This is a genomic window from Dyella solisilvae (genome assembly GCF_003351225.1).
Lineage (GTDB): Bacteria > Pseudomonadota > Gammaproteobacteria > Xanthomonadales > Rhodanobacteraceae > Dyella > Dyella solisilvae.
On sequence record NZ_QQSY01000001.1, the window covers coordinates 1,519,800 to 1,534,087 of the forward strand.

The window sequence follows — 14,288 nt, forward strand, 5'->3', positions numbered from 1 at the left end:
TGGGAGGGGGGAAAGCGGTCAGCTTCGGCTGGCCGCTTTTCTTATGCCTGTCTACCGGAAATACTTGCGTGACATACATCGGGGGATGGCGATGAACGTGTGGCGGCGGGGAACGGTGGCAATCACTGTGCTGGTGTTGGGTTGTCTGGTCGGGCCTTCGGGGAGCGCGCGGGCAGTTGGTGCTGCCGAACTTTCGGGCAGCGTCCCCCATCACCGACTCTCCACCGCCCAATGGGCCACGTTGTTCGATCCCGCCATCCCGCTGCCCGAGCGTAGCAGCGCATTGGCTGATATCGAACGCGATGCCGGCGCCGCCAGCGGCGACGAGCTGTATCTGCTCGGCACGCTCTACCACATGGGGCGACACGCGCCGAATTCGCCGGTCGATGCGGACGACGCCAGAGCGGCGACCTACTTCGCGAATGCTGCCGTGCGAGGCAATGTGCTCGGCATGGCCAAGATGGCGGAGCTCAAGATCGAAACCGGCGATTTTCGCGAGGCGATGAACTGGGCCGAGATCTACGCGCACTACGCACCGATCGCCGGGCGCCAGGGGTCAGCGGACCAGGCGTACTCCGGCGACCTGGCGCAGCGCATCCAGCAAAACGTCGATGCGTCGTCCATGGACGCCATCATGAAGGACGTGAATAGCTTCGTGTTCGTCAATGACAAGGCGATCCGCGAGGGCATGGCGAACTCAGGGCTGGACGAGCCTGATCTTCACCCCAACTCGAACCGGCGGCACTACACGCCGACGACGACCGACGGGCAACTGTCCACGGCAAGCATCGGCGACTTCCTGGTCGGCTTCGACAGCAGCGGCCAGGCCGCCAGCGTGCAACTGCTCGACGTCGCGCCCCATCGTTCGGACGCCGACGCCATGCGCAGTTTTGTCGCCTCGATGAAGGTGGAGCCGGCGTCCGGCGGTGATGCGCAGGCCTTGCGTTACCTGTGGATACCCATCGTCATGGGTGGCCAGCGGTACAGGACACACGACCTGCCGTAATGCCCTGCCAGTAATGCGAAAGAGGCCGGAAAACCCGGCCTCTTATGTCAGCGGGACAACGTCTGCTCAGCCCAACGCAGCGAGCGCCGCGTCGTAGTTCGGCTCGTCGGCGATCTCCCCGACCAGCTCGCTGTGCACGATCTGGTCATTGGCATCGAGCACGACCACGGCGCGCGCAGCCAGGCCGGTCAGCGGACCGGAGGTGATCTCCACGCCGTAGTTGTTCAGGAACTCATGGCCACGCAGGGTGGACAGGGTGACCACGTTGTTCAGGCCTTCGGCGCCGCAGAAACGCGCCTGCGCGAACGGCAGGTCAGCCGAGATGCACAGCACCACCGCGTGGTCGAGCTTGCTCGCCTTCTCGTTGAAGCGACGCACCGAGGTGGCGCAGGTGGGCGTGTCGATGCTGGGGAAGATGTTCAGCACCTTGCGCTTGCCACTGAAGCTGGCCAGCGTGACGTCGGACAGATCCTTGCCGACCAGCGAAAACGCGGGAGCGTGTTCGCCCTTGGCCGGAAAGTGACCGTCGACCTGGATCGGGTTGCCCTTGAGCGTAACCTGGGACATGGGACATCTCCTTGGAATGGGGCCTATAAGTAGAACACGGCCCCGGCGGGAAAGACGATGTCCCCCGCAGGCAGTCCGCGCGCGACGACACGTCTTTCACGCGCCATGGAGGCCACGCGATGCGCGTCATCGCGCCACCAGCGCCATCACGAGCATTTGACCTGCGTCATCGCCATGAGGCAGCCCTGCCGCTGAGCATGTGCGCACGGCTCGCGGCGCAGCGCCACAAGCCGTCCGGGACGTCCACGCAGGCCAAGGGGACGCTCCCGCCGCCCGGTCTCCTCAAGGCTCCGGATCACTGGTTCGAATTCATCCCGTCATGCTCGAGTTCTATCCCCAGATCAAATGGGTGCACATCGCGTGCATCATCGCCAGCGGCGCGTTGTTCGTGGTGCGCGGCCTGCTGATGCAGGTCGGACGCGATCGCATCGCACTGGCGACGCCGCTGCGATGGCTCAGCTACACCATCGATACGACCTTGCTTGGCGCCGCGCTGACGCTGGCCACCATCCTCCCAAACGCCATGTTCGCCAACGGCTGGCTGGCTACCAAACTCCTGTTCGTCACCGCCTATGTCGGGCTGGGCATGCTGGCGATGCGCCGCGATAGCGCGCCCGGCATCCGGCGACTCGGTTTCGCTGGGGCCATGCTGACCTACATCACCATCATCGGCATTGCCCTCGCCCACCATCCGCTGGGTTGGATCCACCTCTGGTTAGCCTGACCGACATGCCCACCCCACACGATCACACGCTGGACGCCTGCTTCCTCGGACCCTACGGCGAGAACGACACGCTGCTGGAAAAGCTGCTGGTGGAATTCCAGCGCGACCATGTGTACTGGCGCCGCAATTTCCATCCCGAGGATCCGCCGGTCATCGCCACGGCGGCGGCGCACCATCCGGACTACCTTGCCTTCGAGGCGCGCACGCGACGGGAACTGCACCTGCTGTCGGCAGCGCTGAAGAAGTCGGTCCCGTTCCATAGCCCGCGCTACATCGGCCACATGGCCTCCGACCTGCTGCTGCCAGGCTTGGCGGCGCACATGCTGACCTTGCCCTACAACCCCAACAACGTCTGCGAAGACGCCGCCCCGGTCACGGTGGAGCTGGAGGTCAAGGTCGGGCTGCAACTGGCGCGGATGCTCGGCTATCCCAGTGACCCGGCCAAGCCCGAGTGCGCGTTCGGACATCTCACCTCCGGTGGCACGCTCGCCAACTACCAGGCCTTGCGACTGGCGCTGGCGATGAAGGCGTTTCCGGTGGCGCTTCGCGCCGCACGCGTGCCCGAACTCCAGCTTCCCGATGACGACTGGCAGGCGTTCAACCTGCGCCAGACCGAGGTCATCGCGCTACTGGAGGCATGGCAGCACTGGCTCGCCGCCCAATCCGCCGACGTCGCGATGGACTGGCGCTCGCGCGTGGAAGCCGAGCGCATCGAGCAGCGGGGATTGTCGGCGTTCTTCGCCGCCCATCCGCGCCTGCAGACGCCCCTGGTGATGGCGCCGATCACGGCGCACTACTCGTGGAGCAAGGGCCTGAAGCTGCTCGGCCTGGGCCGCGACCAACTGCGGCTGCTGCCCACCCAGGGCATGCGGCTCGATGCCGACGCCCTGCAGTCGGCCCTGGACCAGTGCGCCAAGGCGCGCCAACCGGTCCTGATGTGCGTGGCCGTGCTGGGCAGCACCGAGTACGGCACCGTCGACCCCATCCATGACGTGCTCGCAGCCCGCCGGCAGGCGCGCACCTGGGGCCTCGATTTTTCGGTCCACGTCGATGCCGCCTGGGGCGGTTATCTCGCCACGCTGTTCCGCAACGCCGATGGCTCGCTGCGCACCCACAAGGAGGTCGCGGCCGAGTTCACGCACTTCCCCTCGCGTGAGGTGCATGCCGCGTTCGCCAATCTGGGCGACACCGATTCGGTCACGGTCGATCCGCACAAACTCGGTTACCTGCCCTACGGCACCGGCGCCTTCATCTGCCGCGACCATCGCGCCATGGCCCTGTTGAGTGAGCAGGCCGACTACGTGTTCAACGGCAAGGCGCCAGCGGACTACATGACGCGCTACCGCAGCCTGGGCCAGTACATCCCCGAGGGGTCCAAGCCCGGAGCCGCGGCCGCGGCGGCCTACGTCGCGCACCAGGTGATGCCGCTGGACCACGCCCAGTTTGGACGACTGACCGGCGCGACGATCCGCGCCGCCGAGGCGTTCCACGTCGCCGCGCAGCGCTTCGCCAGCCAGATGGCGGGATGCGCCCATGTGATCGTGCCGTTCGAGCCGGACAGCAACCTGGTCTGCCTCGCGCTCAATCCGTGCGGCAATGCGCAGGTGGCCGAGGCCAACACCTTCGTACAGCGCCTGTACGACACGCTGCGCTGCGATCCCACGCGCCCGCTGCAGATGAAAGAGTTCTTCGGCTCGATGACCAGCCTGCAGCCCGAGCGGCTCGGACCTGCCGAGACGGCGCGCATCCTCGCCGCAGTCGGCCTGGACACCGCAACGCTCGCGGACAGCCAGGCCGAGGGTCGCTTGCTGATTCTGCGCCACACGCTGATGAATCCCTATCTGATCGATACCCACAACGGCATCAGCTACATCGATCGCTATTTCGAATTCCTGGGGGGCCAGATACGCGCACTGACACGCGCCGACGCGGCATAGTGTCGGTCTTGCCCACGCGTAGAAGGCGCTTTCCATGACCATCGCCCTGCTCGGCTACGGCCGGTTCGGCCAGGCCTTTGCCGGCCTGCTCCAACAAGCGGGATACCGCGTCGCCGTATTCGACCCCCGCGCCGACGTGCCTCCCGCGTTGCGGCGCTCGTCGCTGGCGGAAGCCGTACGCGGGGCGACCTGGGTCGTGCTGGCGGCGCCCGTGCCCGCGCTGGAGGGCATCCTGCGCGAACTGCGGCCCCTGCTCGACAGCTCGCAGACGGTCTTCGACGTCGGCAGCGTGAAGCAGCAGCCCTGCCGCCTGATGGATGAACTGCTGGGCCCGGCCATTCCGCATGCGGGCACGCACCCCCTGTTCGGCCCGCTCAGCCTGTCGCGCGACGAACGGCCGCTGCGCACGGTGCTCTGCGCCAGCCCGCAGCATCCGGACGCCGCACGCCGCACGCGCGCGCTGCTGGCCTCGATCGGCTGCGAAGTGATTGAACGCGACCCGGCCGCGCACGATCGCGCCATGGCCGAAACCCACGCGCTGGCCTTCTTCATCGCCAAGGCCCTGGTCGACATGGGCATCGGCGACGACCTGTCGTTGGCGCCGCCGTCCTTCCTCGGGCTGGCCAACATGCTGGCCGCCGTGCGTGGCGACGCCGGACATCTGTTCGCCGCCATCCAGCGCGAGAACCCCTACGCCGCCGAGGCGCGTGCGAGCCTGATCGCGCACCTCGACGTCATCCATCGGCGCCTGTCGGACGTCGAGGGTGGCGCACTGTCGATTCCCGACCTTACCGAACCGCCCTCATGAGTCACCACGATCTACGCAGCTTCCTCGACCAGCTCGAACGCGAACGGCAGCTGCAACGCGTCAGCGCGCCCGTCGATCCCCACCTGGAGTCCACCGCGCTAAGCCTGCGCGCGCTGCGTGAGCAGGGTCCCGCATTGCTGATGGAAAAGCCGCTCAACGCGGGCCATCCGCTGCTGGGCAACCTGTTCGGACATCGTCGGCGCATCGAGCTGGCGCTGGCTGGACGCCCTCTGGCCTCGCTGCGCGAGCTGGGCCGATTGCTCGCCTCGATCAAGGAACCACGCTGGCCCTCCAACCTGCGCCAGGCGCTCGGCACCTGGCCGGAACTGGCGCAGCTGGCGCACGTTGCGCCGCGGCGCGTCGCCGAGGCCGCTTTCCAGTACGAAACCCTGCAGGGCGAGGACATCGACCTCGCGCGACTGCCCATCCAGCAGTGCTGGCCGGAAGACGCCGGCAAGCTGATCACCTTCGGCATGGTGGTGACCAAGGGCACGCGGCAGGCGCGCCAGAACGTCGCCATCTATCGCCAGCAGGTGATCGGCCCCAACCGCGTGATCATGCGCTGGCTGCCCCACCGCGGCGGCGCGCTCGACTTCGCCGACTGGCAGACGGCCCACCCCGACCGCCCCTTTCCCGTGCTGGTGGCCATCGGCGCTGATCCGGCGACCATGCTGGCCGCCGTCGCGCCGGTGCCGGACACACTGTCCGAATACGAATTCGCCGGCCTGCTGCGCGGCGAGCGCACGCGCACCTGGCACAGCACGCTCACCGGCCTGGATGCGCCGGCGGGCGCGGAGATCCTGCTGGAGGGCTTCATCCACCCGCGCGACACGGCGCTGGAAGGACCGTTCGGTGACCACACCGGCTACTACAACGCGCAAGACCATTTCCCGGTGTTCACCATCGAGCGCATGCACCTGCGGCGCGATGCGATCTACCACGGCAGCTACATGGGCCGGGCGCCGCACGACGAGCCGTCGGTGATGGCGATGGCGCTCAATGACGTCTTCGTGCCGATCCTGCAGAAAGTTTTTCCCGAAATTGTCGACTTCTACCTGCCGCCCGAGGCCTGCTCCTATCGCATCGCCGTGGTGAGTATCCGCAAGCAGTATGCCGGCCACGCGCGCCGCGTGATGATGGGCGTGTGGTCCTACCTGCGCCAGTTCACCTACACCAAGTTCGTGATCATCACCGACGAGGACATCGACGTGCGCGACTGGTCGCAGGTACTGTGGGCGGTCTCCACGCGCGTCGATCCCGCGCGCGACGCCATGCTGGTGGAGAACACCCCGATCGACTACCTCGATTTCGCCAGCCCTGTCGCCGGCATCGGCTCCAAGATGGGCATTGACGCCACCAACAAGTGGCCTGCGGAAACCAGTCGGACGTGGAGCCGGCCGATCGTGTCGGATGCCGCCGTGGAACGGCGCGTCGATGCGCTGTGGTCGGCGCTTAAGAGGGCGACGCCGACGCGCGACGTCGTGATGTAGCCGCGCCTCAACGGGATTCCGCTGGACCGGGCTCAGGCACGTCAAGCACGGTCAACACTTCGCGCACCTGCGCCTGCAACGCCGTCCAGGAACGCTCCCATTGCCCCTCAAGGGGCTTGGCCAGTCCGAACCGCTGCAACATCGCGTGCGCCTTGGTCATCTGCGCGCGCAACGCCTCGATCTCGCCCTGCGCACGTTCGTAGTCGTCCTTGCCCACCATGAGGATCTTGCGGTCGCGACATACGCCGATACAGGGCTGCGGCGCCTCGATCTTGCCGCAACCGATGCATTGCCAGGCCTGGATGTAATCAATCATGGCGCGAAGCCCTCACTGCTTGAGCCGCCATCGTGCCTCAGGAGCCGTCAAAGTTTCCTGATATCAGTCAGTGCATGCGGTCAAATGAACCGAGCTGCGCTAACGCGCCAAACATGGGCGAGATTCGGAACATGGGACCACGCAGCCACGTGGCATCGGCAAGAACCCGGGACCCACCGCCAGCTTCGGCGTGTTCCCGCTCAATGGCTGCCACCGCGTCGATCGGGCCACGGCCTTGAGCGCTGGCATCGACAACGTGTTCAACAAGATCTATGCCGAGCACGTCAACGCGGCCACGGCGGGCCTGGTGGGGTACGTGAATACGACGCCGGTGAACGAGTCCGACCGAACCTGTTGGGTGAAGCTGGACGTGAAGCACTGAACGAACCGGGAGGACAGCGCTGGCCGTCCTCCCGACTACATGTCAGTTGTGCGCCGGATGCGCCGGGACGGCATCCTGCGTCCAGCCCGGATCGTCGAAGTAACGCGGATAGTCGGCCACGGCCTTGCGCATCGCCGCAACCTGGGCCATGTCCTGCGGGTGGTCCTTGAGCTTCTGCGCAGCGGCCAGCAGCGGAACCAGCATGCCGTGCAGCACCTCATCCTGCTGCGGCGGCAACTTGCAGTTCGCGAAGATGTAGGCGCCCGCGTCGAGGATCAGGCCCGCGCGATCCTGGGCCATCGTCTCGTTCATGTGGCCCATCTCGTAGTGGCGCAGCTCGTCCAGCGCCTGGTGGATACGCCCCATGCCATCGCGCAGCGACGCGTCGGTCGCCCATCGCGGGGACGGCGCCGGCGCCTGCTGGCTGTCGGAGGCGGCATGTGCGGCGTGGTCATGCTGGGGGGCGGCGTAGAGCGGCGCGGCGATGGCGAGTGCGCCGACCAACAGCGCCGATACTCGGTTGATGGACATGTTGATGACTCCTGCATCGTGGTGAAGTCGATCATAGGCAGGGCGATCGGCATCACCTCTGACGCACGTCAGCGACGCGCCGCCCTGCGGCAATCAGGATGCGACCCGACGTCCCGGGTGTCGAGGTCCTCATGCAATTGGTCTGTCCCGCCGGCAACCTGCCGGCCCTGAAAGCGGCGGTGGATGCCGGCGCGGATGCGGTCTATGTCGGCTTGCGCGACCAGACCAACGCACGGGCGTTTCCCGGACTGAACTTCAACGACGAGGAGCTTCGGCAAGGCATCGCCTATGCCCAGGCCCGACTTCGCAAGGTGTACCTCGCGCTCAACACCTATCCCGACAGCGTACGTCTGTCGCAGTGGTATGCGGCGGTGGACAAGGCCGCCGAGTTGGGTTGCGACGCCATCATCGCGGCGGAGATGGCCGTGCTGGACTATGCGACGCGCCGCCACTCCCAGATGGCCAGGCATCTGTCGGTGCAGGGCTCGGCCACCACCGCACCGGCCCTGCGCTACATGCATGAACGTTTCGGCATCAGCCGCGCCGTGTTGCCGCGCGTGCTGTCGGTGCAACAGGTGGAGCGCCTGTGCGAACAGGCGCCCGTACCGATCGAGGTGTTCGCCTTCGGCAGTCTGTGCATCATGGTGGAAGGCCGTTGCCAGCTCTCCAGCTATGTCACCGGAGCGTCGCCAAATCGCCATGGCGTGTGTTCGCCGGCAAGCTTCGTGCGCTGGGAAGAGCACGACGACGGTGGCCGCAGCGTGCGCCTCAATCGCGTGTTGATCGACCGCTTCGAGCCCGCCGAACCGGCCGGCTACCCCACCGTCTGCAAGGGTCGTTTCGCCGTGGGCGGCGAGACTTTCCACGCACTGGAGGAACCTACCAGCCTCAACACGCTGGAATTGCTGCCGCGGCTGGCCAGCGCCGGCGTGGCCGCACTGAAGATCGAGGGTCGCCAGCGCGGCGTGGCCTATGTGGCCTCGGTGACGCGCACATGGCGCGACGCGCTTGACCGATACAAGGTTGCGCCGGATCGCTGGAAAGCGCGGCCCGAGTGGCAAGCCGGTCTCGCCAAGCATGCCGAAGGACACCAGACCACCCTCGGCCCCTATCACCGCCATTGGCACTGACACGATGCACGCCATGAAACTCAGCCTCGGCCCCTTGCAGTACTTCTGGCCGCGCGAGCGAACGCTCGCGTTTTATCGCGAGGCGGCGCAATGGCCGCTGGACATCATCTATCTCGGCGAAACTGTCTGCAGCAAGCGGCGCGAACTGCGCACGCAGGACTGGATCGCGCTCGCGGCGGAACTGGCCAACAGCGGCAAACAGATTGTGCTGTCATCGCTCGCCCTCATCGAGGCCGAATCCGAGCTGGGTGTTTTGCAGCGCCTGATCGACCAGGGTCAGGGATGGATCGAGGCCAACGATCTGTCGGCCGTGCAGCTGTGTCGCGCCCGCGGCGTGCCTTTCGTGGCCGGCCCGACGCTCAACGTGTACAACCACCGCGCCCTGGCGATGCTGATGGAGGACGGCCTGCGCCGCTGGGTGCCCGGGGTGGAGCAAGGCGCCGTGCTGATCGACGAACTGCGGGCCGCCCTGCTTGAGGATGGCGGCAGCATGCCCGAACTGGAAGTCATCGGCTTTGGCCGCCTGCCCCTGTCCTATTCGGCACGCTGCTTTACCGCGCGCGCCCTCGACATCGCCAAGGACCAGTGCGGTTTTCGCTGCATCGATTACCCCGACGGCTTGCCGCTGGCCACCCGCGAAGGCCGCCCGTTCCTTCGCATCAACGGCATCCAGATCCAGGGTGAGGAGATCACCGATCTCGGCCCCGAACTTGCCACGCTACGTTCGCTGGGCGTGGACGTGCTTCGCCTGTATCCGCAGGCCGAAGGCATGGCGGACATCGTGGCGCACTTCGACCTCGCCCGTCGGGCGCCCACGGCTCCGCCGAGGATTGGCGCGCGCAATGGCTACTGGCATGGCGCCCCGGGCATGCGATCCGTCGATTTGCCCTGAGGGCTTGAGCAGTGAAACAGAAATCGCCGATCAGTCATCGGCCGATACGTCGCGGTGAAGTCACCTCGGATTGACACGCCCTTTCAAGACTGCAAAAAAGAAGGGGCCCGGAGGCCCCTTCGAAGCGTGGTCCCTGCTAGACCTTGCCGAACACCAGGCTTGCGTTGGTGCCGCCAAAGCCGAAGCTGTTGGACATCACCGTGCGCAAATCGGCCTCGCGCGTCTCGCGCAGGACCGGGAAACCTTCCGCCTTGGGATCGAGTTGCTCGATATGGGCGGACCCGGCCATGAAGCTGTTCTTGAGCATCAGCAGGCTGAAAATCGCCTCGTGCACGCTGGCGGCCCCCAGCGAATGCCCGGTCAGCGCCTTGGTCGAGGACAGCGGCGGGACGTCCTGCCCGAAAGCTTCGCGCACGGCGGTCAGCTCGATGATGTCGCCGAGCGGCGTGGCCGTGCCATGGGTATTGAGGTAATCGATCGGACTTGTGCAACCGGCGAGCGCCATGCGCATGCAACGCACGGCGCCCTCACCCGACGGCGCCACCATGTCCGCGCCATCGGACGTCACGCCATAGCCGACCAGTTCGGCATGGATGGTGGCGCCGCGCTTCACCGCGTGCTCGTAATCCTCCAGCACCAGCATGCCGCCGCCACCACCGATCACGAAACCGTCGCGCGTGGCGTCGTACGGGCGCGACGCCGTTTGTGGCGTGCCGTTGAATTGGCTGGACAGGGCGCCCATCGCATCGAACTGGGTCGTCATGCCCCAATGCACTTCCTCGCCGCCGCCGGCGAAGACCACGTCCTGCGCGCCATGGCGGATCAGGTCGGCCGCGGCGCCAATGCAATGCGCCGAGGTGGCGCAGGCTGCCGCGATCGAATAGCTAAGGCCGAGAATGCCGAACGCGGTCGCGAGTGTGGCCGACACGGTGGAGCACATCGTGCGCGGCACCATGCAGGCGCCCACGCGGCGCACACCCTTTTCACGCAGCAATTCGGCGGTCTCGATCTGCCATTGGGCCGATCCGCCGCCGGAGCCCGCGATCACGCCAATGCGCGGATTTCGGACCTGCTCCAGCGCCAGCCCCGCATCCTCGATCGCCGAGCGCATCGAAAGGTACGCATAGGCAGCGGCGTCGCCCATGAAGCGCTTGAGCCTGCGGTCGATCAGGTTGTCGAGGTCAATGTTGGGCACTCCCGCCACCTGGCTGCGCAATCCGCGCGCCGCGTAGTCGGGAATGGCCTGAATGCCGCTGCGCAGTTCGCGCAAGGCCTGGGTCACGGTATCCAGACTGTGTCCCAGGCAGGACACGATACCCATGCCCGTTACTACCACCCGGCGCATCAGAAACCCTCCGTGGACTGGAACAGGCCCACGCGCATATCAGTGGCGACGTAGATCTGACGCCCATCGACGTTGACCGTGCCATTGGCCACCACGACGTTCATGCGGCCCTTGATCACGCGGCTGATGTCCACCTGGTAGCTGACCAGTCGGGCGCTCGGGAGCACCTGACCCGTGAATTTCACCTGTCCCACGCCAAGCGCGCGTCCGCGTCCCGGCAGACCAAGCCACGGCAGGAAGAAGCCGCTCAACTGCCACAGCGCGTCCAGGCCCAGGCAGCCCGGCATCACCGGATCGCCCTGGAAGTGGCAGCCGAAAAACCAAAGGTCCGGATGGATATCGAGCTCTGCAGAAAGCGAGCCTTTGCCGAACTCCCCATCGTTCTCCCCGATGTGCGTGATGCGGTCGAACATCAGCATGGGAGGCGATGGCAATCGTGCATTGCCGGAGCCGAACAGTTCGCCGCGGGCGCAGGCGAGAAGCTGCTCGCGATCAAACGAAGTAGCGCGTGTCATGTCATTTCCGCAGTTTTCGGGAACAGGAAGTCTGGGTGACCCCTTCCCTGCGGGCACTGACAAGGATCAAAGACGTAGCGCGACACCGCGCTACGCGCAGGACGGACAGTTACCGCATCAGGCGAGCCGTTCCCGATACGCGTCTCTCGCCATGCGTGCGACGCGGGCGCCGCGATTGAGTGCTATGCGCAGGCCCAGCGGCACGTCCTCCCAGGGCAGACGTTCGAGCAGGTTGCGCGCCGTCAGGCCCAGTTCGGTATCACCGGTGAGCACCAGCGCTCGCTGGAAGAACAGCGTATCGGCATCGTCGAGGCGACCGGCCAGCAGCAGGAGGTCAGTGGCGCTGCCACGGACGCTGGCCTCCGGCTCGCCCCCGACCACACGCAGCTTGCCGTCGCTCCAGCCCAGCACCCAGCGCAGGCCGAGGTCGCTCACCTCTATGCCGAGGCGGCGCCCCTTCATGAAGTCGAGCGAGCCATCGCGCAACGGCACGGCCAGCACCCGGGCCATCGCCGCTTCCAGCAAGGCATGCTGCCAGCGATCCGGCACGACCCGAGCCAGGGGGGACAGCCGCTGCGGCGGCGGCATCCAGCGCAGCAGGTTCGGCAGTAACGTGGAGGGAGCTAGCGAGATCGACATGGCGGCGATCTTGGATCCAGCCACCCCTGCCACGCCCTGATCGGGGTCAAGCTGGTGGGCGGGATCGACGCTCGCGTTCTCCTGCTGCAAGCAGGCATCGCCGATGGCGAGATCCACCAAGGTTCGCGCCGTACTGCCCGGCACGCCGACCCGAACCGCCAACGCCTTCGCCCGCATCCGCACGCGTTCTTCGCGTTGCGGGTCGCGAATGGGCAGACCGGTGCGACACTTCAGCGCACCCACCACTCGCACCAGCCGGCGGCGCGCGGCAAGCAACAGGATCAGGCCGTCGTCGACGCCATCGATGGCGCCTCTGGCGCCTTGCAGCAACCACCGATCAGGCCGAGGCGACGGCATCTACGTTCTCCTTGCCCGCGTCCATCAAGGTCTTCGCCGCGGGCAGCACGATGCTGTCAAACACCTGCGAAGCCTGGTCCTGGTCGAAATCCGCGTGCTGGCGCTTCTTTACGCCATGGTCGGACAGCACCAGATGGGCGTCCGCGACGACGCCTGCACGGCTGAGGCATGCCGCCACGCAACGCAATTCGCATCCGTCGAGCGCGAGGATCCGCCGGCCGCTCTGCGCCATGCGCAACAAGCCTGGAACACCTCCGCCCACCCCGGCGATGCACGACATCTCGGCCACGCCGGTGCGATCGAGTCGCAGCGCCAGGTGATTGGCCATCTGCGCCGCGCTCGAACATCCCGAGCAGGAATAGACCAACGTCCCCTTGGGCTTGCTCATGTTTCCGCCTTCGTTCGACCCACGATGAACTGCCGTACGCGGCGACGCGCACGCACAAAGACCAGCCCCACGCCAAGCCACGCAGCCGCCACCAGCAGCCCGGCGAGGCGCGCGAGCAACGGGGTCGGATGCAAGGCAGCGAGCGCAAGCAGCGCACCGGCAACCATCTGGGCCAGCACCGCCGCGCCGCGTTCGCGCGCGGGCATCAGTCGCTGCACACCGGGCAACTGCACGCCGCGCCCGACCGTTCGGTGCAATTCGATCCAACCGAGGAAGGCCACGATCTCCAGCATCATGCCGACCACCAGCCAGGGCAGCGCCAGCCCCAACGCAAGCACGCCAGCCAGCATGACGTGGCGCGTGGTCAGCAGCGGCGCCATCGCCGCCAGCGCCAGCACGACGGCGCCGGCACGCCAGCTCCACCACAGGGGGCCACGCCTTGCCGCGGGAGTGCGCCGCTGCAACCAGCAGATCGCCAGCGCGAACGGCAGCGCAAGAATGGAGAGAGTCACCGGCAAGGCCGCGTCATCAGGTCCCAGCGCACGCCAACCAGCAGCCGCCGGCAGACACGTAAGCAAGCCGATCATCCATGCCGCGTGCCATCGCAGGGGCGGCACGCCGGTCCCCTGGAACATCGGCATCACGATCCGGCCGACGCTGGCCAGCAGCAACACTACCCAACCGAGCACGCCCAACGAGGCATGGACATCCACCCAAGGCGGCATGGTCAACGACAGCTGACCACCGCAGGCCAGCGCCAGCACCCCACCGAGCAGTGCGGTGGTCATGCCAAAGGCCAGCGATGCGCCGATGCCCGCGCGCAGCAAGCGCTGACCGGCTGATTGAATGACTCCGGGAAGTGTCATGCCCGCGAGTGAGAGAAAGGTCAGTGGCAGTAACAAGGCCGCCAGAGTCAGCAACACCGGCGAACTGAAGTAGAACCCTGCCACGAGCAACAATGCGCCTGCATTGAGTCCGACGAGCATCCATGGGCCCAACCAGCTGAAGCGCAGCCGGACACCGGCTGCCGCCGGCAGGAACTGCATCAGGCTGCCGAACATGGCATTGCCCAGCACGCCCAGCGTGTACGTATGCACCAGCGCCAGCGTGCCTGGATGCCAGCGGGAACGCAGCAAGACGTCGCCGTCGATCAGCAGCAACAGCCCCGCCAAGAAACCCCACGCGGGTATGGCGAAAAGGAAGCGGCGCGGCAGCGAAACGACCGGCGCCTGATCAAGCGCCAGTCGGGTCATGGGCGGTG

Annotated in this window: 16 protein-coding genes; 8 read left to right on the plus strand and 8 right to left on the minus strand. The window is 66.6% G+C overall.

From position 1 onward, the window contains the following. Nucleotides 1–115 precede the first annotated feature (115 nt). On the plus strand, nt 116–1,006 hold the full coding sequence (locus DVT68_RS06655) for a hypothetical protein (RefSeq protein WP_147281679.1): 891 nt from the start codon (nt 116–118) through the stop codon (nt 1,004–1,006). A gap of 66 nt (nt 1,007–1,072) precedes the next feature. Here the strand turns inward: DVT68_RS06655 and tpx are convergent, their stop codons facing one another. Further along, on the minus strand, nt 1,073–1,573 hold the full coding sequence (gene tpx, locus DVT68_RS06660; protein WP_114824196.1) for a thiol peroxidase: 501 nt from the start codon (nt 1,571–1,573) through the stop codon (nt 1,073–1,075). A gap of 319 nt (nt 1,574–1,892) precedes the next feature. Here tpx and DVT68_RS06665 point away from each other — a divergent pair, with 319 nt between their 5' ends. Genes DVT68_RS06665 through DVT68_RS06680 form a run of 4 tightly spaced genes read left to right on the plus strand, consistent with a single transcriptional unit; the run spans nt 1,893 to nt 6,532 of the window. Then, the gene (locus tag DVT68_RS06665; RefSeq protein WP_114824197.1) at nt 1,893–2,297 is read left to right on the plus strand and encodes a SirB2 family protein; all 405 of its coding nucleotides are present in this window, start codon (nt 1,893–1,895) and stop codon (nt 2,295–2,297) included. Between the two features lie 5 nt (nt 2,298–2,302). Further along, entirely contained in the window at nt 2,303–4,234 is a 1,932-nt protein-coding gene (locus tag DVT68_RS06670) for a pyridoxal phosphate-dependent decarboxylase family protein (protein WP_114824198.1), read from the plus strand. Between the two features lie 34 nt (nt 4,235–4,268). After that, nucleotides 4,269–5,042, plus strand: a complete 774-nt coding sequence (locus DVT68_RS06675; RefSeq protein WP_114824199.1) for a prephenate dehydrogenase — start codon at nt 4,269–4,271, stop codon at nt 5,040–5,042. Then, nucleotides 5,039–6,532: a UbiD family decarboxylase gene (locus DVT68_RS06680; protein ID WP_114824200.1), complete on the plus strand. Its 1,494-nt coding sequence runs from the start codon at nt 5,039–5,041 to the stop codon at nt 6,530–6,532. The genes DVT68_RS06675 and DVT68_RS06680 overlap by 4 nt, the downstream gene beginning before the upstream one ends. 7 nt (nt 6,533–6,539) lie before the next feature. Here the strand turns inward: DVT68_RS06680 and DVT68_RS06685 are convergent, their stop codons facing one another. Continuing rightward, nucleotides 6,540–6,848 carry a hypothetical protein gene (locus DVT68_RS06685; protein ID WP_114824201.1) on the minus strand — a complete coding sequence of 103 codons (309 nt, stop codon included), beginning with the start codon at nt 6,846–6,848 and terminating at the stop codon, nt 6,540–6,542. A 235-nt stretch (nt 6,849–7,083) separates the two neighbouring features. Here DVT68_RS06685 and DVT68_RS20410 point away from each other — a divergent pair, with 235 nt between their 5' ends. Continuing rightward, complete coding sequence (locus DVT68_RS20410; protein WP_158543459.1) at nt 7,084–7,230, plus strand: hypothetical protein; 147 nt, start codon at nt 7,084–7,086, stop codon at nt 7,228–7,230. A gap of 42 nt (nt 7,231–7,272) precedes the next feature. On the opposite strand, the gene DVT68_RS06695 is transcribed toward DVT68_RS20410, so the two are convergent. Continuing rightward, nucleotides 7,273–7,761, minus strand: a complete 489-nt coding sequence (locus tag DVT68_RS06695) for a DnrO protein (RefSeq protein ID WP_233523365.1) — start codon at nt 7,759–7,761, stop codon at nt 7,273–7,275. A gap of 131 nt (nt 7,762–7,892) precedes the next feature. Here DVT68_RS06695 and ubiU point away from each other — a divergent pair, with 131 nt between their 5' ends. Continuing rightward, complete coding sequence (ubiU, locus tag DVT68_RS06700; protein WP_114824203.1) at nt 7,893–8,891, plus strand: ubiquinone anaerobic biosynthesis protein UbiU; 999 nt, start codon at nt 7,893–7,895, stop codon at nt 8,889–8,891. A gap of 13 nt (nt 8,892–8,904) precedes the next feature. Further along, nucleotides 8,905–9,783, plus strand: coding sequence for a U32 family peptidase (locus DVT68_RS06705; RefSeq protein WP_114824433.1), 879 nt, complete (start codon nt 8,905–8,907; stop codon nt 9,781–9,783). A 136-nt stretch (nt 9,784–9,919) separates the two neighbouring features. Here DVT68_RS06705 and fabB read toward each other — a convergent pair whose 3' ends face one another. From fabB to DVT68_RS06730, 5 genes are all read right to left on the minus strand, one after another. Further along, entirely contained in the window at nt 9,920–11,128 is a 1,209-nt protein-coding gene (fabB, locus tag DVT68_RS06710; RefSeq protein WP_114824204.1) for a beta-ketoacyl-ACP synthase I, read from the minus strand. After that, nucleotides 11,128–11,643, minus strand: coding sequence for a 3-hydroxyacyl-[acyl-carrier-protein] dehydratase FabA (fabA, locus tag DVT68_RS06715; protein WP_114824205.1), 516 nt, complete (start codon nt 11,641–11,643; stop codon nt 11,128–11,130). The genes fabB and fabA overlap by 1 nt, the downstream gene beginning before the upstream one ends. 117 nt (nt 11,644–11,760) lie before the next feature. Beyond that, nucleotides 11,761–12,639 carry a ubiquinone anaerobic biosynthesis accessory factor UbiT gene (gene ubiT / locus DVT68_RS06720; protein ID WP_114824206.1) on the minus strand — a complete coding sequence of 293 codons (879 nt, stop codon included), beginning with the start codon at nt 12,637–12,639 and terminating at the stop codon, nt 11,761–11,763. Continuing rightward, nucleotides 12,620–13,027 (minus strand): putative zinc-binding protein, encoded by a 408-nt coding sequence (locus DVT68_RS06725; RefSeq protein WP_114824207.1) that lies wholly within the window; start codon nt 13,025–13,027, stop codon nt 12,620–12,622. Before DVT68_RS06725 ends, ubiT begins: the two co-directional genes overlap by 20 nt. Continuing rightward, entirely contained in the window at nt 13,024–14,280 is a 1,257-nt protein-coding gene (locus tag DVT68_RS06730) for a hypothetical protein (RefSeq protein WP_114824208.1), read from the minus strand. Before DVT68_RS06730 ends, DVT68_RS06725 begins: the two co-directional genes overlap by 4 nt. Between the last annotated feature and the right edge of the window lie 8 nt (nt 14,281–14,288).

Coding starts and splice junctions, on each gene's coding strand:
- tpx (WP_114824196.1), bottom strand. CDS start 1,573: ATGTCCCAGGTTACGCTCAAGGGCAACCCGATCCAGGTCGACGGTCAC.
- DVT68_RS06665 (WP_114824197.1), top strand. CDS start 1,893: ATGCTCGAGTTCTATCCCCAGATCAAATGGGTGCACATCGCGTGCATC.
- DVT68_RS06670 (WP_114824198.1), top strand. CDS start 2,303: ATGCCCACCCCACACGATCACACGCTGGACGCCTGCTTCCTCGGACCC.
- DVT68_RS06675 (WP_114824199.1), top strand. CDS start 4,269: ATGACCATCGCCCTGCTCGGCTACGGCCGGTTCGGCCAGGCCTTTGCC.
- DVT68_RS06680 (WP_114824200.1), top strand. CDS start 5,039: ATGAGTCACCACGATCTACGCAGCTTCCTCGACCAGCTCGAACGCGAA.
- DVT68_RS06685 (WP_114824201.1), bottom strand. CDS start 6,848: ATGATTGATTACATCCAGGCCTGGCAATGCATCGGTTGCGGCAAGATC.
- DVT68_RS06695 (WP_233523365.1), bottom strand. CDS start 7,761: ATGTCCATCAACCGAGTATCGGCGCTGTTGGTCGGCGCACTCGCCATC.
- ubiU (WP_114824203.1), top strand. CDS start 7,893: ATGCAATTGGTCTGTCCCGCCGGCAACCTGCCGGCCCTGAAAGCGGCG.
- DVT68_RS06705 (WP_114824433.1), top strand. CDS start 8,905: ATGAAACTCAGCCTCGGCCCCTTGCAGTACTTCTGGCCGCGCGAGCGA.
- fabB (WP_114824204.1), bottom strand. CDS start 11,128: ATGCGCCGGGTGGTAGTAACGGGCATGGGTATCGTGTCCTGCCTGGGA.
- fabA (WP_114824205.1), bottom strand. CDS start 11,643: ATGACACGCGCTACTTCGTTTGATCGCGAGCAGCTTCTCGCCTGCGCC.
- ubiT (WP_114824206.1), bottom strand. CDS start 12,639: ATGCCGTCGCCTCGGCCTGATCGGTGGTTGCTGCAAGGCGCCAGAGGC.
- DVT68_RS06725 (WP_114824207.1), bottom strand. CDS start 13,027: ATGAGCAAGCCCAAGGGGACGTTGGTCTATTCCTGCTCGGGATGTTCG.
- DVT68_RS06730 (WP_114824208.1), bottom strand. CDS start 14,280: ATGACCCGACTGGCGCTTGATCAGGCGCCGGTCGTTTCGCTGCCGCGC.